Source organism: Aeromonas sp. 159 (assembly GCF_963862045.1).
Taxonomy (GTDB): domain Bacteria; phylum Pseudomonadota; class Gammaproteobacteria; order Enterobacterales; family Aeromonadaceae; genus Aeromonas; species Aeromonas veronii.
The window spans coordinates 1-18,166 of sequence record NZ_CAWLMI010000034.1; the positions used below are offsets into that span (position 1 = coordinate 1).

An 18,166-nucleotide genomic window follows, 5' to 3' on the forward strand; every position below is an offset into this window, starting at 1 on the left:
CATCATTCAGAAAACCCGGCCTAGCGCCGGGTTTTCGCTTTATCGCCAATTCACCTTTCCGCCCTTGTCAGATCTGACAGTTGCAATTGCATCCCAGCTTGCTCATCGTGGCATCATCGACATCAGAGTGTTCATATCATGTTTGAAGTCTGGGACGAGCATGGTCACGCCACCGGTCTGACACTGCAGGCACTCAAAATCAGAATCAGCAACGACTATCAGGGCGATCTGATGGTGCGCTACAGCAACAAGCTGGGACTCCCTACGACTCTTTTTCTGACAGTTCACAAGGGTATTGCCTATCAGCGCTTCAAAGCCGGCTCGCCAAGACTGGATTGGGAATGGCTGGCCACCGCAGGCAATGGCCACAGCCCCCGCAATTTTATGAGCGAACAGTTCCCCTTACTCCAGCTCTCCCTCGATAACTGAGTGCCCTTTCTCGCTCAATAACGTCAATTCATCAATGATTTGCTGTAATTGGGCACGAAAGCGTGTCAGCTCATCTGTACAAGCTGGCGATCCAAACTGACGGATTTTTTCTTCCAATCGCCATGCCTGTTCAGCCAATTCCGGCGCCATCATCATGCTGATGGTCCCCGCCTGACGATGCACCCAATTGGCCAATGCATTGTCATCAAGTGGCTCCTGCGCCATCGACTGTTCAAGCTCCTGGCGAAAAAGCGGAAACATCTGCTGCAACTTGTCACCATGACCAAAAAATGCCTCCATGGCTGCAATATCAATCAAGGTTGGCGCGGGTAAGATTTGCCACTTCTGCAACATCTGGCGCAGAGTATCCAGCAGCACCGGTTTGCCCAACAGATCGTCCATGCCCGCGGCAAAACAGCGTTCAGCCTGTTCTGGCAACACATTGGCCGTCATGGCGATGATCAGTAGCCGCTCACCTTTCTCTGCAGCCCGTATCCTGCGGGTGAACTCATAACCATCCATCACCGGCATCTGACAGTCACAGAGCACCAGCTCATAGGGATGCTGCGCGACCATCTCGAGAGCCTGCTGGCCATGCTCTGCCACATCGCAGTTCATCCCAAGTTGCCTGAGCTGGCGTATTACCAGCGACTGGTTGAGGGGATTATCCTCCACCAGCAATACCCGACAGGGCTGCATGGGTGCGCTCTTTCGCATCGCTTTCGTTGCCGTCCCATCGCTCAAGCCAAGCTGGCGATAGCAAACTTCCCGCACGGCATGCCAGGTCATTGGATTGCTGTTGAGGATGTAACCCTCCTCATCACAACGATAACCGAGGGGGGTTGCCAGCGGCAGCACCCGGATGACCCTGTTGCCCGCCAGCTCATGGTCTGTGAAACGCAAATGAGCATCACCAGACTCCGACGTTCGTGTTACCCCCAAGGCATCAAGATGCAACAGCAGGGTGTGGCACAGCTTCTCGTCATGGAGATCGATATGGGCTTGCACGCCATTGAGACGGAGATCCGGCTCTCGCTGTGCCAGCATTGGCAACGTAACCGTCAGGCTGATGAAAGTGCCTAGCCCAGGGGCACTCTCCAGCCGGATCTCGCCACCCATCAAGGTGGCCAGGGTCTGGCAAATACTCAGGCCCAAGCCGGTACCACCATAACTGCGGGTGGTGGAGCTCTCTGCCTGTTCAAAGGCATTGAAGATCCGGCCAAGCGCCTCTGGGCTCATACCGATGCCGCTGTCGCGCACACCGAAGCACAATTGCTGTTGCCCCTCCCCCTGCGACAGCAGTTGCACCGAGATTTCGATAAAGCCCCGCTCGGTAAATTTGATGGCATTGCTGACAAAGTTGAAAAGGATCTGGCGCAGACGCAGCGCATCACCGGTCATCCGGGCCGCCACACCGGCATCCGCACAGAGATAGACGCGCAACCCCTTGCGATGTACTTCGCTCACCGTCATGGTCAGCACGCTGTCGATCAATTCACGGATGAGAAAAGGGGCCTCTTCGAGCTGCATCTTGCCCGCCTCCAGCTTGGCGAAGTCGAGCACGTTGTCGATCAGCGCATGCAACCCCTGGGCACCGCGGTTGATAACCTCCACCATCTGGCGCTGATCCTGAGTCAATTCGGTAAAGGTGAGCTGTTCCGCCATACCGATAATGCCATTCATAGGCGTGCGAATTTCGTGGCTCATGGTGGCCAGAAACTCCCCTTTCTGGGTGGCGGCAGACTCCGCCTTGGTCTTGGCTCTGGCGAGTGCTGCCTCAACCTGATGACGACGGACTATCTCCTGACGCAGCCGCCAGTAAGCCACCGATAGCACCAGAATAAAGAGTGTGATCGCCACCCCGGCGGGCAGCAGGGTACGCACCAGTTTCGCTCTGGGGATCCCTTCGCTGTAATTGAGCGCCAACCAGCTGTTGCGTATCTGGCGCTTCTCCTTGTCGCTCATGCTGGCAAGCACCCGGTTGACCAGGGGCAGCAAGGGGCTGTAAGGCTCACGTACCGCAACGGCCAACTCATCTTTGAAGGGGGTGGGCGCGGCAATATGAAGTCGGTCATCAAACTGCTCGGTGACAAGACGGGAAACCACCACCAGATTGCCGATATAGGCATCTCCCTCACCTGCTGCAACACGAGCGAGCCCCTCGTTGGCACTCTTGGTCGTGATCAGTTTCAGGTCAGGCACCAGTGTCCTTAGCTGGGGGATCAGCATACTGTCGGTCAACAACAACTTTTTACCGGCCAGATCAGAGAGATCCCCGATCGGAATACTACCGCGCGCCGTCACCAGCACCATCGGGAATGATGCAAAGGGCTCGCTGGCATGCCAACCCACCAACCGCTCAATGATGCGGGTGGGTAATACCGCCAGATCCACATCGTGATGCAGCAGCAACTGCTGCAGATCGGGCCAGCTCTGCACTGGCACACGGCTGTATGCCAGCCCCAACTTCTCTTGCAGCACGTCCAGATAATCCGCCATCAAGCCGACCGGATTGCCCCCCTCATCGTGATAAGAGAAGGGCACCCAGCCGGGGATCAATCCCAACTTTAACGGCGGCAGCATCGAGAGCCATGCTCGCTCATCGGGACGCAGCAAGAAATTGCTGTGCCCCATAAAATTGGGCTCCAGACTCTCCCCTAGCCAGCGTTTCTCCAGTTCACTGCGCGCCTCGACTGTCAGCGACTGAATGGCAGTATCAAGCCGGATAGCAAGAGAGTGTTTCTGGCTGGCGACGCCAAGATGCAGGGTTTCCATCAACAAGGGAGACTGGGCAACCACCGCCAACGCCGGGTGACGCTCGATAAACAGGTTGGCCACATGGAGGTTGCCGATATAGGCATCTGCACGCCCTTGTTCAACAGCCTGTAGTGCGCTACGGGTGTCGACAAAGAGCCGGGGTGTGACATTCGGATAATGCAGCTTGACCAGCTTCTCGGTCAGAAAGCCTTTTTCGATGGCAATGCTGGCGGACTGCAACCGGCTCACATCCCGAAACAGGGCGCTGTCCTGGCGCACCACCACCACGGTCGGCGAGGTGTAGTAAGGCAGGCTATAGGTGACACACTGGCGCACTTCAGAGTTAAAAGCATCGAGCAGGATATCCAGCTTGCCACGGCAGGCATCGCTATACATAGCCTCCCAGTCGGGGTAGACCTGCCAGGCGATCCGGTAGTCCAGCTTTTTGGCTAATTGTTCCATCAATTCAATGCTAAAGCCGGCGGCGACCTTACCGTCCCACTGCTGAAAAGGGCCCCATCCTCCGGCCAATATGCCCACTTCAATCGTTGGGACAGAATGCCCCTCTGCCGAAAATACGGAAGGCGTCAAGGAAAAAACAGAGACAATAATTATGAATCGTTTGATTAATGACATAAGCAAACAATATATATACATAACGATTCAAATATATTTATCAAAAGATATATGCTCCTGAAAAAATGGGGTGCGCACGGTAGTATAGAAATGTTAGCTTTGATAGTCTGAATATTATTCACTGCTTTATAAGAGGCTCATCCATGTCCTTCAAGATTATTCTTGCCGATGACCACCCCTTGATTTTGACCGGGATCCGTAGCCTGATTGAACAGATAACACCCCATTGTGAAGTGGTCGCCGAGGCATATCAGGTATCTGACTTGCTGAAATTATTGCAACAACATCGTTGTGATCTGTTGATCACCGATTTCAGCATGCCGGGCGATACCCGTAGCGATGGCATAGTAATGATCCAGCAGTTACGTCGGGATTATCCCAATCTTCCCATTATCGTGCTGACCCAAATCCAGAACAGTGCCATCTTGCAATCCCTTATTCTGGCTGGGGTAAAAGGACTGATACTAAAGAAATCGGTTATTAATGAATTGGCTGATGCTATTCGCCAGATATTGCTCGGCCATCACTATATTGGCCCGACAGTACAAATGCTGCTAGCCAATGCTGGCATCACGGATCCAGACAGTATCAACCCGCTCACTCCCAAAGAGAGTGAAGTAGTGCGCCTGCTGGCCAGCGGCATGTCAGTCACCCAAGTAGCGAAATACCTTCATCGCAGTGTCAAGACCATCAGCACCCAGAAGAAAAATGCCATGGCAAGGTTGGGAATTACCAGTGACAGTGCCCTTTTTGAATATGCAAAAATTCATGGCCTATATTAAAAAGCAGTTGATTTAGTTTGCAATGTATTATATTAGAGCACTCGTGGTGAATTGGTAATGGTCAGATTGCCGCTTCAATTATGATCGTGATATCTCCTTTGTAACGCCCACCAGGGTGCTTCATCATTTCTGAAACCTGTGCACCCTTTATTTCAAATTTGAATGGCCGATCATCACCCGATAGAATGGAGTGACCATAATAATTTTCATCTTTATGTGGATATATTAAATATTGAATATTATGCATACCGGTAGCATAGACATCAACAGGGACAGAGTGGTTTGCTCGTTCATTTTTAATAAAACAGCGATCTCCACTACTATTTATATATTGGCATTTCAGTCGTACATTATAGGGTGCAGAGGCCCATATTCTGGTCGCCAAGGTCGCAGTTAATGATGCTGGCGTACTACGATCATTGCGATGAATCCAATTGGTCCAGCCGCCAGGTGGCTGTAAATCCAGCTGCTGTTCTTTTAATGGGAACAATACTTTCAGCTGATGTCTGACTGTCAGCGTTAAATTAATGACAAGTTGATTATCAGAGTACTCTCCATTACCCAAACTTATATCACCATTATTCCCCATCGAAAGTGTCAATGAGCCGCGATAAGTACCGTTAGGCATATCCAATGGTGATGGTGGTTTTATTTTAAAGCCAAACATAACCATATTGATGCTATATAATCCATCATAAGGCTCTGCTGATTTCTCTGTATAACAAGATTTTCCGTCTAGATTTCCCCACAATAGAACCCATCTGGAAATACGATTGGGGTAAGATGCATAAGCTCTATTTACATATCTGCACCCCCCAAATGGCTTTGTCATACCATCATAAACATCTTTGGCCCCATCAACATATTTAATACCTGTCTCCCAATCAGCACCTAACTGCTCTGGAATAACATCAACAGGGAACTCTTTTCCATTTTCTGATTTGATAGTCATCATTTTCCTTCCTGATAACCCAAAAAAAACAAATGCATCTTTCTTATCCTTGAAATCCTTGACGACGACTCTTTTTATGGTCGTTTTAAACGAAAACAGTAAGCTATCGAGCGACACTATATTTCCATAACACTCGTCAATAGACGCACCAGGCAGCTGATTTTTACATACCGTGGTGCTTTTAAATGTACCACGAGCATCTTCATAAACGGCTGGTTTATATTCGGCGGTCACATCCACTGTTGCTGCATTTGCTGAAAGGCAAAATATAAACATTGCAACATATAGGCACCTCAAAAAAAATTTGAGCAACATTGAATATCCTTAAATTACTTTCTAGCCAGTAGCTGTTCATGACAAACGAGATCACCAAGAAACCATGTATCTTGTCCCCACTTATTATCATCTTGGTTCAAGAGCATCTGGCATTGTAATCGGCCATCACGCTCAACCTGTAAACTTGGGTTCTTTTTACTCATATCCATGACAAAAAAACCATCATTCTCACTCATGGTGCGACCAATATGGTTGCGCACCACAGCCCCTCTTAATGGTTGACCTTCTTTATTCAGCAGACGACCAATTACGGTGACGGTATTCATGGCATTGACCTGGGCATACCCCACCCCACCGCGATTAAGGTGGTAGGGAAGCACGGCGGGTTTGATGGTGAGCGGCGCCCCATCCTGATCGGCCATCTCCAGCTGCAAGGCGCCACTTTGCAGGGCGGGTACCGAAACCAGATGGCGACCGGGCCCCAGGGTCTGCACACCGCCCTGATCGTCGCTGACCCAAATTCGCGCCGCCTCGTCATCGGCGTCGATATCGAGGATCATCGCCGCCTCGTTACCCATGGCGCCCATCTCGCGGGAGCCGAGCGCCAGCTCCCCCTCCCGCCCCAGTGCCACCACGCTCTCCAAGTTGATGCCGCCGGTCACCTCACCGTTATAGGAGGAGTGCTGGGCAAACAGATCCCCTCCAAGCCAGGGCGCCCCGAAGCGGCCATAGCCGGATAGACCGGTACCATAGCTGTCATGGGTGCTGCCCACGCTGACCTGACGCAGCGGCCCCCAATCCACCTCCTGCTGGTAGTTGAGATAGGCGCTGCGCTGGGCACCGCCCGAGCGGGAGGTATTGCTGCCCAGCCCCAGCGACAACTGGCGATCGTCCCCTCCCAGGTTGACGGTGAGACTGAGCGTACTGCCGCGATCCCGCTGCTGCGCCGTGCTCTCGCTGCCGGGGCGATCGAACAAGGTCAGCCCCCAGGTCACCCAGCGCCCCCACAACCTGTCGCTGTAGTGCCATCCCAGATCGGCGCCATTGCCGCGGCCAGACTGATGAGAGACATAGAGACCGAGCGTTCCCCACCGATCCAGCGACTGCTGCAGCGACAGGCTGGAGCTACGACTTGCCTCCCCCTGCTTGCGCTGGTTGCGCGAATGGCTCGCCACCAGACTGCTGTTACCCTGCCAGTAGATCCCTTGCAGATCATATCCCCAGCCCGAGCCTGCGCTCTGGTTCACGGAAGCAAAGCCGTGCAACTGGCTGGTGGCCTCCCAATCGAGTGAAAACGCGTGCTGGGCACGCCTGTCCACATACTGACTGCCCGCCCCCACCACCAGCGAGGGGAGCAGCAGGTGGTTCACCGCAATGCCACCGCTGGCCCCTTCCAGATCGCTATCCCCCTGCCGCACCAACCAACGGGTCTGACGCCCGGCAAAAAGGTTGAAGCGCCACGGCTCCTCCGGCGTTTGCCAGTTGGAGGGTTTGTAGATCATCTCGCGCCAGCGGCGGCTCTCCTGACCATCTTCCAGCAATCGCAGCTCCACCTCGTAGATGCCACCTGGCAGGGATCGGGTATCGAGGGCCTGCAGACCCGCGACGACTTGCTGGGACTGGATCAGGCGCCCGTCCCGGTAAATCTCCACCAGGCCGGGCCGCGTCGGCGCCACCTGGATCGGCACCATGCTGGCGACCCCGCGTTCCCGGCGCAGCAGATCCGAACTGCCCCACATTACCCCGAGCACGGTGGGCGTCGCACCGCTGTAGTAGTTCGGCTGGCGCACCAATCCCTGCGCCGTGGGAAAGAAGAAGCCCAGGCGGTAAAACTGGGCCTCATGAAGCCGCTCGCCATAGATCTGGGCCATGCCCAGCTCGGTTGACTCCCCTTCCTGCCAGGTGGCATCCCCTTCCATAAAGGGGGTCCACTGCCCCCAGCTACCCTCCAGCTGCAGGTTGTAGTGGCCGCTGCGCTGGCTGCCCTGCACCAGGTTCAGCTGGTTCTGAACCAGCAGCCCCTTGCTCCCTTTTGGCAGTGCCATAAACCGTTGATCCCGCGCCGCCTGCTCCACCTCACTGGTCAATACAGACAGCTGGGACTCCTCCAGGCTGTATTGCAGCCCAAGGATCCCCTCCGGGCAGCGCGGGTCGCACTCGCCAAGGGGCAGTGTTGTACCCAGTTTGTTCAACCAGCGTTCACGCGTCCCCTCGTCAAACTCGCTCTCCTGCACCTCCAGCAGCGAGAGCAGTTGCACCGAGTTATCACGACCGAGCAGCACTTCGCCATCCCCCAGCAGGCGGCCATCGACGGTCACCCGCACCATCAGCGGCACCCCAAAAAAGTGCTCTTCAAACCCTTCCGGCAATTGCCGTGCCTGTTGCAGCAACAGTGCTGGCTCTGCCGCCATCACAGGGGCCGAGAGCAACAACCCAAGCAAGAGAAGAGGAGTTCGAACCATGGTGTTCAACCTGTATAGATAGATGCCTCACTAAAAAGGGGCCTCGCGGCCCCTTGGGTCTTGATTTGTAATGAATTTAGGTAGCGGGTGGGGCAGGCGGGGCCTCGGATTCAAACATCATGCTGACAATCCCCTGATAGTTGCCGGGCTTGTAGCCGCCGGTTGGCGCCGTAGCGGGGATGATCTCAAGCCCGACCTGTTTGCCGGTACTGGCGTCCGCCTGGTTCAACAAATCTTGAGACGCGGTCGTCAGTGCCGTACCTGCCACCTTGACCGTCAGGTCGATGCTCTCCTTGCCGCTGGCCATGGTGGCAGGATAGACCAGATAGCCCTTGATGGGGCCCAGGGTGCTCTTCATCTCCAGCTGTTTGGCCAAGGGATCCAGCTTCTGGCTAAAGGGGTTAAAGGTCAGCTTCTGCGGGGTATTCATCCAGTCCCCGACCGGCTGCACATAAAACTTGTCCGTCGGGATCTGCGCCGTCACCGTCACCGTATGCTCGACTCGCTCGGCTGCCATCAGGGTACCGCTTACCAACAGTAGTGCGGGGGCGAACCATAACCTCTTCATAACCACTCCTTATTCTTTGATGATATTCATATGGCATATCGCTATTCAGACCTTGAACTCCTTGAATACCGATTGCTTTCCTTCGATCAGTTCAAAACGAACCGTACTGGCGGCATCTTGGCTGACCTGTTTTTTAACGCCGGGCAGCAGATGCAGCTTCTCCGGTTGGCTGCATGACGTTTTGTCACACACCTCCAGATAATCGAGAACCACGGTGGCATTGCCGAGGTTCTGCACATAAAGGACTCCATCTTCACGCACTATTCGCGTGTCGTAACGGGGCACTTTGGGGGCAACAAACAAAATGGTGCCATAACCGGTCATGATGCTGACACCGGCGCTAATTTGCTGCTGTGGTGGCAATTCGGTTATTTCATCATCCTGTGGTTTGACTGGCACAAAACGCACCCGAAAATAACGTTCGCGCTCCCTCTCACCCATATAAATAAAACGGGTAGCCTGGATTCCACCTGCAGGAATAATCAACCGAGATGGACTTGTCACCAGCTGGCGAACGCCCTCCTCCGGTAACTCCCGCTCCTTCGGCACGCCATCGGCACCATATATAATCTCGGCCAGCGTTATTTTGACAAAGGCCGTCTCATTACCAAGATTTCTAACCCGCTTGAGCAGCGTAGTTTTTTCTGCCGACATATAGTCATATAAGGTGCCAACGCTAATATCCGGCGACGCCATGGCATTGCTGCTGAATATAATCAGCAACACAGCAAAAATATTATTCATGAATAATGATCACACTGTAAAAACGATAGAAAGTGACGCCTTCATTGCAGGCTCCGAAAAATATATGAGTTCCATATATGCAAATCGCCAAATGATGATATTTGTCTCGGCGATTCGTCATTGAGGCCAGTCTAGATAATCCATGCACCGGACTTAATCGGAATAATCTGATACTGCCAAAGTATTTTTTCTGCAAACAATCAGACAATTCCTACAGCCAGCTTTCAACATCCTCCCCTATTATCCGAAATCATCTCAGTCAGCAGGGAAGTGACATGTTTGCGTTTAAAGAAGAGTTTCCGGTCGGTGACGTGGCATCCCTGACGACAGCGGACATTGCCGTGCCCTTTTATCAGCCAATCGTTAACCGGGATCGCCAGATCATCGGCTTTGAGGCGCTGGCCAGACGCTGGGAACCCCGCCAACAGCGCTATCAGGGAATAGACTTTCCCTCTCTCAGCGATGACGAGTCCCTGCATGTGGATATCGTTATGCTCAGAGCCATTCTACGCGACCTGCCAGCACTGGCGAAGGGGAGGTCATATATGCTCTCCATCAACCTCAATCCCACACTGAGCAGCGCCACCTATCAGAACCTGTTGCTGCTGGTGCTGCTGCAGGCCCGCAAGCTGGATATCGCAATCTGGTTCGAGGTGGTGGAGTACGCCCCGCTAGAGCGCAAGGAGTTGGCCCTGATCGAGGTACTGCGCAGCCACGGTGCCCATATCGCCTGCGATGACTTTGGCACCCAGGAGTGCAATTTTCAGCGAGTGATGGCGCTCCCCTACGAGATCATCAAGCTGGATCGCTCCCTGCTGCTGCAAGCGACCAGGAGTAGCCATGCCTTGCGCATGCTGACCGGACTGGTGGAGTACCTGCAACGACTCAGCATGAAGGTGGTGTGCGAAGGGGTGGAAAACCAGACCCATATCGAGATTGCCGACCAGCTCGGCTGTGACTATCAACAGGGTTACGTCTACGCCATGCCCGCCCCCCTCTCCCGTTGGGCCTGAGCGGCTGTTTCATTTCGGCATTCTGTCGGCTCGCGCAGCCAACAATTTCCTGCCAAATTGCATGATGACGTGGGGGCGAGTACAATCTCGCACCCCGAATATCCGGCGCATCTTCTTTAGATAGCCCCGGATATGCCGTCATCGGGTCGCGCTGCATTGAGCCTCCTCTCGGAGGGCATCTTGCACCGCAACTCAACCACTACGATGCCATCAGGTGGCATCGTCCTGATTTGCAATCAGATATAAAGAGTCCACCATGTTTAAACCAGAATTGCTCTCCCCCGCAGGTTCCCTCAAGAACATGCGTTACGCCTATGCCTATGGCGCCGATGCCGTCTATGCCGGTCAGCCCCGCTACAGCCTGCGGGTGCGTAACAACGAATTCGATCATGAAAACCTGCAGCTGGGCATCAACGAAGCCCACGCGCTGGGCAAGCAGTTCTATGTGGTGGCCAACATCCAGCCCCACAACTCCAAGCTCAAGACCTTCATCCGCGACATGCGTCCCGTGGTGGAGATGAAGCCAGATGCGCTGATCATGTCAGACCCGGGCCTCATCATGATGATGCGCGAAGCCTTCCCGGACATGCCCATTCACCTCTCGGTGCAGGCCAACGCGGTCAACTGGGCCACGGTGAAGTTCTGGCATCAAATGGGCCTGACCCGCGCCATCCTCTCCCGCGAGCTGTCGCTGGACGAGATCGAAGAGATCCGCATGCAGGTGCCGGAGATGGAGCTGGAAGTGTTCGTTCACGGCGCGCTATGCATGGCCTACTCCGGCCGCTGCCTGCTCTCCGGCTATATCAACAAGCGTGACCCCAACCAGGGCACCTGCACCAACTCCTGCCGCTGGGAGTACAAGGTGCACGAAGGTAAAGAAGATGACGTGGGCCAGATCGTCCACCGTCAGGAGCCGATCAAAGTGCGTCCGGACAACACGCTAGGCCTTGGCAAGCCGACTGATGCCCTTGTGCTGCTGGAAGAGTCCAACCGCCCGGGCGAGTACATGAGCGCATTCGAGGACGAGCACGGCACCTACATCATGAACTCCAAGGATCTGCGCGCCGTCGAGCACGTCGAGCGACTGACCAAGATGGGCGTTCACTCCCTGAAAATCGAAGGGCGCACCAAATCCTTCTACTACTGCGCACGTACCGCTCAGGTTTACCGCAAGGCCATCGACGATGCGGTAGCGGGTCGTCCGTTCGACCGCAGCCTGATGGGCACCCTCGAAAATCTGGCCCACCGCGGCTATACCGAGGGCTTCCTGCGCCGTCACAACCACAGCGAATACCAGAACTACGACTACGGCTACTCCGTCTCCGACACCCAGCAGTTTGTCGGCGAGATCACCGGTCGCAAAGGTGACATGGTCGAGGTCGAGGTGAAGAACAAGTTCCTGGTGGGCAACAACCTGGAGCTGATGACCCCGCAGGGCAACGTCCGTTTCAATCTGGAGCAGATGGAGAACCGCAAGGGCGAGCTTATCGATACCGCGCCGGGCAACGGTCACGTGGTCTATGTGCCGGTCCCGAAAGATCTGGATGTGAACTACGGCATTTTGCTGCGCAATCTGGGCGACAGCCAGGATACCCGCAACCCGCACACGGCGGCCTGAGATGGCGCTGCTCATCACCGACAAGTGCATCAACTGTGACATGTGCGATCCCGAGTGCCCCAACCAGGCTATCAGCCTGGGTGAGGAGATCTACGAGATCGACCCCAGTCGCTGCACCGAGTGCGTCGGTCACTATGAGAAGCCGACCTGCATCAGTGTCTGCCCTATCGACTGCATCATCTGGGATCCCGCCCACGTGGAGACCGAAGATCAGCTGATGGAGAAGTTTGTGCGGATGCACAGGCAGTAGCTGATGCACAGACCGTAAAACGAAAAAAAGGCCGAGCAATCGGCCTTTTTTGATCCTGCGTGCAGCGGCTGGGCATCACTTGCCGACCAGCCGGATCAGTTTGTCCAGCTCACGCTGGGCCTCCAGCATCCGGGTCTGGGACTCCTCCAGCCTGGCCTGCCGCTTGGCAATCTTCTCAGGTTTGCCACTGACTCTCGCCTCCTGCAGCTCGAGCAGGCGCTCGTCCACCTCGCCGCGCAGTTTGTTAACCCGCTCTTTCTGCTCCTTGAGCAGACCTTCATCGGTACAGTTGGCCTTGATATTGCGCGCGGCCTGTTCCAGCCCGGCAATCTGCCCGGCGTTATTGTGTGCTTTGGCAAACACCAGCTGGTCGTTGACGGCCTGCAGACGAGCCTTGCAACCGACCGCCTCACTGCCAAAGGCCTGACCCGCCAACAGCAGCAAGCCGGCTCCCAATACTTTCCACATCTCGATTCATCCGGTCTTGTTTGCGAGCTGACCATAAAAACCTCGATCGGCAGCAGGGTCAAGCAAGCGGGAAAAAGGTGCGACAGAAGTTGTGCAACATCACGCAATTGCCACCCTGTTGGCTCTACAATGGCGCTCTTTCCAATCGGGAGTCTGTTATGAATCAACAAATTGTGGTTATTGCCAACGGTGCCCCCTATGGCAGCGAATCCCTGTTCAACGCCCTGCGCCTCGCTATCGCCCTCAACGAACAGGGTGGTGCCAGCCTGAAGCTGTTCCTGATGTCAGATGCGGTGAGTGCAGCGCTGGCCGGTCAGGCACCGGCCGAGGGGTACAACCTGCGCCAGATGCTGGAGATCCTGCTGGCGCAAGGCGTCACCATTCGCCTGTGCAAGACCTGCACCGATGCCCGTGGCATCACAGCCCTGCCGCTGATCGAGGGCATTGAGGTCGGCACCCTGCCGATGCTGGCCCAATGGACCCTGGCTGCCGACAAGGTGCTGACCTTCTGATCACCCCCTCCGGATCTCTTGCCCCTTTAGCCCTCACCTGACCCTCCATAGCCCCCGCCACGCGGGGGCATTGCGCGCGCCCCAGCCTCACTGACTACACTATCAATTGCCACGCCTGCTTGTTTGTCCCACCTCACGGACAGCGTAACGCCCAGTAATAAACCGAGGACGACGATGAATCCGACCGAACAGACCCTGCTTGAGCAGATGAGGATCACCGACTTTGAAATTGCCCATCGCAAGGAGTTATTGCTGCTCAATGAACAGGATGTGGCGCGGTTGGCAAGTTATTGCAGCAAGATAGAACCACGGATCGACGCCCTGGTGGATCGCTTCTACCAGCAGCAAACGGCCATCACCGAAATCGCCCTGTTGATCGGGGATGCCGATACCCTCATACGGTTGCGCACCGCGCAACGGCGCTATGTGCTCGATCTCTTCAGCGGCCATTACGATTTGGAGTACGTCAACAACCGGCTTCGGATCGGGCTGGTTCACAAGCGGATCGGGGTCGAACCCAAGCTCTATCTGGCCGCCATCAACACCCTCAAAGCTCTGCTGATCGAAGATATGTTCGAGCAGATCCGCGATGAACCGGAGCGCCTCGTCATGCTGGCCGCCCTGGACAAACTCTTTCTGTTCGACATCACTCTGGTCTTCGAAACCTACATTCGCAGTCTGGTGTCGGAAATAGAGTCATCCAGAGAGAAGTCGGAGAACTATGCCAAGAGTCTGGAGCAGAAAGTACGCGAGCGTACCAAACAACTGGAGGAGCTGAACCGCACCGATGCCCTGACCGGATTACTCAACGTTCGCCACCTCAACGAGCTGTTGCTGCTAAGCCTGCGCACCTGTCAGCGCCGTGCCGAACCCATGGCCATCGCCTATCTCGATATCGACAACTTCAAGCAAATCAACGATACCGAAGGTCACCAGCGCGGAGACGAGATCCTGCGCATCGTTGGCCACTGCATCCGTCAGGTTTTTCGCGCCGAAGACAGCTGCTTTCGTTATGGCGGAGATGAGTTCTGCCTGATCCTGCCCAACTGCAACGAGAGTCAGGCGCGGGATATCTATCTCAAACGATTGGTCAACACCGTCAAGGAGCAGCTGGGCGATCTCACCCTCAGTATCGGCATCGTGCAGACCGGGCCGGAGCACTACGACGACGGGCTAAACCTGATCCGGCTCGCCGACGAGAGGATGTACGCAGCCAAGAAGGCGCTCAAAGAGAAGACGCCGGGTAGCACGCACTGAACATTCAGCATCACAGATCCCCGCATTAACCGGGTCAGCTCCGCTCAACCACAGACGTTGCCGCAGTGGGACGCTGTACTCTGGCACCCCACTCATAGAGCGCAAAAATCGCCACACAAAGCAGCGCCATCAGCACATAGAGCCACTGACCGCTCCACTGCTCGAGGATCCAGCCTCCCAGCAGGGCACCTGCGGCCCCTCCCAACCCGGCCAGTGCGCTGGCGCCAAAATAGCTTCCCTTGAGGTGGGTGGGGGCCATCTGGTCGATCAGCACGTTGAGCAGGGGGAAGAGGATGGTCTCGCCGATGCTGAGCAGCAGCACGGCGCCAAACCAGTGGCTGCGCACCATCGGGTCCCCCAGCGCGAAGAGCAGCTGGGCCGCCAGAAAGAGCGCCATACCGATATGAAGACGCACCCGCACCGGCCAGCGTGACAACAACCGCAGCAGCGGAAACTGCAGCAGCACCACGGTCAGGGCGTTGGTCGCCACCAGCAGAGCAACCAGCTCGGCCACCTGCGGCATACCGGCCCGGGTCAGGTACTGCACCAGCGGCGAGTGAAACTGGGAGTAGACCAGCACCATCAGGAGATTGGCCATCACCAGCAGCAGGAAGGCGCGATCCGCCAGCAACACCTTGATGGCATCCCGCAGTCCGGGGCCAGCAGCACCCGGCTTGCCTGTGCTGCCAGCCCGGCGAAATCCCCAGCCAAAGGCCAGCGCCAGCAGCAGATAGCTCACCACCAGAAACAGGAAGGTCTCCTGCTGGGCGTTAATCCCGAGGGTCACCCCGAGCAGAGGCCCCAGCGCCGCCCCCAGGTTGAGCAAAAAATAGCGCAGGTGCAGTGCCAGCTCCCGCGCCTTGGCCGAGGCCAGACTGTCGGCCATCAACGCCTTGCCGGGGGCATCGATGAGCCCCGACGAGAGGCCGCTGCCCATCACCCCGACCCCGAGCCAGAACACCTCGTGCGAAAAACCGAGCAGGCCGAAACAGAGCATCGCCACCAGACAACCGCCCAGCAGTATGCTGCGCCGCCCGAAGCGATCAGAGAGCCAGCCGCCGTAAAAACTGACCAGGGTAGAGAGGGCCATCGAGCCACCCAGCAACAGGCCAATGAAGGTGGCCGAAAGGTCATACTCCCGATAGAGCAGAATGGAGAGGAAGGGCCACACCATGTAGTAGCTGGTGCGCACCATAAAGGTACCCAGAATGACGATCCAGACCAGCGGGGTAAATTGCCTGAAGGTGCTCCATGACATCGCTATGCTCCATGCCCCGCAGCTCTTACCACAAGATCCTGTCATAAACGGGGAAAGCATTCAGTTGTAACAGAGGGCCTCAATAGAAACAACCCTCGCTCACCGACAAGGTGCAACCGGATGCAAAAAGGCCAGCCGATGGGCATCGGCTGGCCTTTTTATCGCGGGATTTCCCTCGGGCTAGCGCCAGGGGCTCTGCTGCCACAGACGCCCCAGTCCGGCTTCCAGCGCCTGAGCGCCCTGCTGTCCCAGCTTCTGGGTCAGACTTTTAGGCTTGCGATAGCTGATGCCGATCACCTTGTGGTGGCTGGCCTGCGCCAGCAGATAGTCATCACTGGTGCAGAGGGTATCCACCAATCCCAGCCCCTTGGCCTGACTCGCCAGCCAGTGCTCGCCGGTCGTGACCTGATCGATATCGAGTTGCGGGCGGTGTTCGGCCACAAAGGCCTTGAAGCGCTCGTGGATCGCTGCCAGCTCCTCGCGAAACTTCTCGCGCCCCAGATCGTCGTTCTCGCCGAACATGGTGATGGTGCGCTTATACTGACCGGCGGTGTGCATCTCAAATTCGATGTCATGCTTTTTCAACAACTTGTTGAAGTTCGGCATCTGGGCGATCACCCCGATGGAGCCGACGATGGCAAAGGGGGCCGCCAGGATTTTGTCCGCCACGCAAGCCATCATGTAGCCGCCGCTCGCCGCCACCTTGTCAATCGCCACGGTGAGCTTGATGTCACGATCGCGCAGTCGCTGCAACTGGGAAGCGGCCAAGCCATAGCCATGCACCACGCCGCCACCGGATTCGAGTCGCAGCAACACCTCGTCGCCGGGCTGGGCGACGCCGATCACCGCGCTCACCTCCTCGCGCAGGGAGGCCACCTCTTTGGCATCCATGCTGCCGTTGAAATCGAGCACGAACAGTCGACTGCGCTCATCCCCCGCCTTGGCGCGCTTTTTCTGCTCCTCTTTCTGCTGCTTTTCCAGTACCTTGCGCTCTGCCTTGCTTACGAGCGCACTCTTGAGCGCAAACTGCCCCTGCTCCAGCTCGCTCGAGAGATCGGTCACCACCAGCTCACCCTTGCGCGCTTTCGGCTGGCGAGTGCTGACGATCATCAGGATGATGGCGCCGATGGCCAGCAGGAAGGTCACTGTCTTGGCCAAAAACAGGCCATATTCGGTCAGAAATGTCACGATGGACTCCAGAATGGATCGGTTTTCGTCACATTCTAGGGAGTTTGATGGAGGCGCGCAAAAAATCGCAGCCAGAGCCCGGAAAAACCAACCCGAGCATCACAACCTCTCTATTTTCTTCACATTTTTCTTGCCGCTGGCTGGTCAAACAGGCGCGCGGATCAGTACACTTGGCGCCGATTGCCATGCACTTATGGCCGGAATTTGTTAACAGGAGTTGTCATGCTCGATTATCAGGCACCCCGCGATCTGCTCAAGGATAAAGTCATTCTGGTCACCGGTGCCGGCGACGGGATCGGCCGCGAAGCCGCCCTCACCTACGCCGCTCATGGTGCCACCGTGATCCTGCTCGGCCGCACCAGCGCCAAACTCGAAGCCGTGTATGACCAGATTGAAGCGGCCGGTTATCCGCTGCCCGCCATCGTGCCGGTGGATCTGAAAGGGGCCACCGCTGCCCACTACCGCGGCATGGCCGAAACCTTCGCCCAGCAGTTTGGCCGCCTCGATGGCGTGCTATTCAATGCCGGTCTGCTCGGCACCCTCTCCCCGTTTGAACATATTCAGGAGAAGGAGTGGGACGAAGTGATGCAGGTCAACGTCAAATCGGAATTCCTGCTGACCCAGGCGCTGCTGCCGCTGCTGCGCCAGACTGCCAAGGCGCAGGGAGATGCCTCCATCGTCTATACCTCCTCCAGTGTGGGACGCAAGGGGCGCGCCTACTGGGGCACCTATGCCATCTCCAAGTTCGCCATCGAGGGGATGATGGAAGTGCTGGCCGACGAGCTTGAGAACACAGGTGTGCGGGTCAATACCCTCAATCCGGGCGGTACCCGTACCAAGATGCGCGCCAGCGCCTTCCCGGCGGAAGATCCCATGAACCTCAAGACTCCGGCCGACCTGATGCCGCTCTACCTCTACCTGATGGGGTCGGACAGCCGCGGCAAAACCGGCCAGACCTTTGTGGCTCAGCCAAAATAAACAGGCGGCTCAGCCCAA

At 56.2% G+C, this 18,166-nt stretch carries 16 protein-coding genes; 8 read left to right on the top strand and 8 right to left on the bottom strand.

The genetic code is table 11. The features are described from left to right. Positions 1 to 138 precede the first annotated feature (138 nt). A complete protein-coding gene (locus tag AACR14_RS07225) occupies positions 139 to 429 on the top strand; it encodes a hypothetical protein (RefSeq protein WP_019445674.1) in 291 nt (96 codons plus the stop codon). Here the strand turns inward: AACR14_RS07225 and AACR14_RS07230 are convergent. After that, positions 403 to 3,843: an ATP-binding protein gene (locus AACR14_RS07230; RefSeq protein ID WP_026034961.1), complete on the bottom strand. Its 3,441-nt coding sequence runs from the start codon at positions 3,841 to 3,843 to the stop codon at positions 403 to 405. The two genes, AACR14_RS07225 and AACR14_RS07230, sit on opposite strands and share 27 nt — an antisense overlap. A gap of 122 nt (positions 3,844 to 3,965) precedes the next feature. On the opposite strand from AACR14_RS07230, the gene AACR14_RS07235 reads away from it, so the two are divergent. Further along, complete coding sequence (locus AACR14_RS07235; protein WP_019445676.1) at positions 3,966 to 4,604, top strand: response regulator; 639 nt, start codon at positions 3,966 to 3,968, stop codon at positions 4,602 to 4,604. 61 nt (positions 4,605 to 4,665) lie between these two features. On the opposite strand, the gene AACR14_RS07240 is transcribed toward AACR14_RS07235, so the two are convergent. The 4 genes from AACR14_RS07240 to AACR14_RS07255 all read right to left on the bottom strand — a co-directional run bounded on the left by AACR14_RS07240 (position 4,666) and on the right by AACR14_RS07255 (position 9,606). Continuing rightward, positions 4,666 to 5,871, bottom strand: coding sequence for a hypothetical protein (locus AACR14_RS07240; RefSeq protein WP_156808791.1), 1,206 nt, complete (start codon positions 5,869 to 5,871; stop codon positions 4,666 to 4,668). Between the two features lie 14 nt (positions 5,872 to 5,885). Then, positions 5,886 to 8,294: a CS1-pili formation C-terminal domain-containing protein gene (locus AACR14_RS07245; protein ID WP_041201861.1), complete on the bottom strand. Its 2,409-nt coding sequence runs from the start codon at positions 8,292 to 8,294 to the stop codon at positions 5,886 to 5,888. A 76-nt stretch (positions 8,295 to 8,370) separates the two neighbouring features. After that, positions 8,371 to 8,862, bottom strand: a complete 492-nt coding sequence (locus AACR14_RS07250; RefSeq protein WP_019445678.1) for a CS1 type fimbrial major subunit — start codon at positions 8,860 to 8,862, stop codon at positions 8,371 to 8,373. A 45-nt stretch (positions 8,863 to 8,907) separates the two neighbouring features. Then, positions 8,908 to 9,606, bottom strand: a complete 699-nt coding sequence (locus AACR14_RS07255; protein WP_019445679.1) for a hypothetical protein — start codon at positions 9,604 to 9,606, stop codon at positions 8,908 to 8,910. A 275-nt stretch (positions 9,607 to 9,881) separates the two neighbouring features. Here AACR14_RS07255 and AACR14_RS07260 point away from each other — a divergent pair, with 275 nt between their 5' ends. The 3 genes from AACR14_RS07260 (at position 9,882) to AACR14_RS07270 (ending at position 12,487) form a co-directional block, all read left to right on the top strand. Continuing rightward, positions 9,882 to 10,619: an EAL domain-containing protein gene (locus tag AACR14_RS07260; protein WP_019445680.1), complete on the top strand. Its 738-nt coding sequence runs from the start codon at positions 9,882 to 9,884 to the stop codon at positions 10,617 to 10,619. A 256-nt stretch (positions 10,620 to 10,875) separates the two neighbouring features. Then, entirely contained in the window at positions 10,876 to 12,237 is a 1,362-nt protein-coding gene (gene trhP / locus AACR14_RS07265) for a prephenate-dependent tRNA uridine(34) hydroxylase TrhP (RefSeq protein ID WP_005353849.1), read from the top strand. A gap of 1 nt (position 12,238) precedes the next feature. After that, complete coding sequence (locus tag AACR14_RS07270; protein WP_005334896.1) at positions 12,239 to 12,487, top strand: YfhL family 4Fe-4S dicluster ferredoxin; 249 nt, start codon at positions 12,239 to 12,241, stop codon at positions 12,485 to 12,487. Between the two features lie 75 nt (positions 12,488 to 12,562). Here AACR14_RS07270 and AACR14_RS07275 read toward each other — a convergent pair whose 3' ends face one another. Further along, positions 12,563 to 12,955 (bottom strand): DUF1090 domain-containing protein, encoded by a 393-nt coding sequence (locus AACR14_RS07275; RefSeq protein WP_005334898.1) that lies wholly within the window; start codon positions 12,953 to 12,955, stop codon positions 12,563 to 12,565. A 158-nt stretch (positions 12,956 to 13,113) separates the two neighbouring features. Here AACR14_RS07275 and AACR14_RS07280 point away from each other — a divergent pair, with 158 nt between their 5' ends. After that, complete coding sequence (locus tag AACR14_RS07280; RefSeq protein ID WP_005334901.1) at positions 13,114 to 13,467, top strand: DsrE/DsrF/TusD sulfur relay family protein; 354 nt, start codon at positions 13,114 to 13,116, stop codon at positions 13,465 to 13,467. A 174-nt stretch (positions 13,468 to 13,641) separates the two neighbouring features. Beyond that, the gene (locus AACR14_RS07285) at positions 13,642 to 14,724 is read left to right on the top strand and encodes a diguanylate cyclase domain-containing protein (RefSeq protein WP_019445681.1); all 1,083 of its coding nucleotides are present in this window, start codon (positions 13,642 to 13,644) and stop codon (positions 14,722 to 14,724) included. A gap of 34 nt (positions 14,725 to 14,758) precedes the next feature. Here the strand turns inward: AACR14_RS07285 and AACR14_RS07290 are convergent, their stop codons facing one another. Next, positions 14,759 to 15,982, bottom strand: a complete 1,224-nt coding sequence (locus tag AACR14_RS07290; RefSeq protein ID WP_019445682.1) for an MFS transporter — start codon at positions 15,980 to 15,982, stop codon at positions 14,759 to 14,761. A 180-nt stretch (positions 15,983 to 16,162) separates the two neighbouring features. After that, positions 16,163 to 17,170, bottom strand: coding sequence for a protease SohB (gene sohB / locus AACR14_RS07295; protein ID WP_005334907.1), 1,008 nt, complete (start codon positions 17,168 to 17,170; stop codon positions 16,163 to 16,165). Between the two features lie 222 nt (positions 17,171 to 17,392). Here sohB and AACR14_RS07300 point away from each other — a divergent pair, with 222 nt between their 5' ends. Beyond that, on the top strand, positions 17,393 to 18,148 hold the full coding sequence (locus tag AACR14_RS07300; protein ID WP_005334909.1) for a YciK family oxidoreductase: 756 nt from the start codon (positions 17,393 to 17,395) through the stop codon (positions 18,146 to 18,148). The last annotated feature ends 18 nt before the right edge of the window (positions 18,149 to 18,166 follow it).

Bases quoted from the DNA above. Each gene is read 5' to 3' on its own strand.
- AACR14_RS07225 (WP_019445674.1), top strand. From the start codon at position 139: ATGTTTGAAGTCTGGGACGAGCATGGTCACGCCACCGGTCTGACACTG.
- AACR14_RS07230 (WP_026034961.1), bottom strand. From the start codon at position 3,843: ATGTATATATATTGTTTGCTTATGTCATTAATCAAACGATTCATAATT.
- AACR14_RS07235 (WP_019445676.1), top strand. From the start codon at position 3,966: ATGTCCTTCAAGATTATTCTTGCCGATGACCACCCCTTGATTTTGACC.
- AACR14_RS07240 (WP_156808791.1), bottom strand. From the start codon at position 5,871: ATGTTGCTCAAATTTTTTTTGAGGTGCCTATATGTTGCAATGTTTATA.
- AACR14_RS07245 (WP_041201861.1), bottom strand. From the start codon at position 8,294: ATGGTTCGAACTCCTCTTCTCTTGCTTGGGTTGTTGCTCTCGGCCCCT.
- AACR14_RS07250 (WP_019445678.1), bottom strand. From the start codon at position 8,862: ATGAAGAGGTTATGGTTCGCCCCCGCACTACTGTTGGTAAGCGGTACC.
- AACR14_RS07255 (WP_019445679.1), bottom strand. From the start codon at position 9,606: ATGAATAATATTTTTGCTGTGTTGCTGATTATATTCAGCAGCAATGCC.
- AACR14_RS07260 (WP_019445680.1), top strand. From the start codon at position 9,882: ATGTTTGCGTTTAAAGAAGAGTTTCCGGTCGGTGACGTGGCATCCCTG.
- trhP (WP_005353849.1), top strand. From the start codon at position 10,876: ATGTTTAAACCAGAATTGCTCTCCCCCGCAGGTTCCCTCAAGAACATG.
- AACR14_RS07270 (WP_005334896.1), top strand. From the start codon at position 12,239: ATGGCGCTGCTCATCACCGACAAGTGCATCAACTGTGACATGTGCGAT.
- AACR14_RS07275 (WP_005334898.1), bottom strand. From the start codon at position 12,955: ATGTGGAAAGTATTGGGAGCCGGCTTGCTGCTGTTGGCGGGTCAGGCC.
- AACR14_RS07280 (WP_005334901.1), top strand. From the start codon at position 13,114: ATGAATCAACAAATTGTGGTTATTGCCAACGGTGCCCCCTATGGCAGC.
- AACR14_RS07285 (WP_019445681.1), top strand. From the start codon at position 13,642: ATGAATCCGACCGAACAGACCCTGCTTGAGCAGATGAGGATCACCGAC.
- AACR14_RS07290 (WP_019445682.1), bottom strand. From the start codon at position 15,982: ATGTCATGGAGCACCTTCAGGCAATTTACCCCGCTGGTCTGGATCGTC.
- AACR14_RS07300 (WP_005334909.1), top strand. From the start codon at position 17,393: ATGCTCGATTATCAGGCACCCCGCGATCTGCTCAAGGATAAAGTCATT.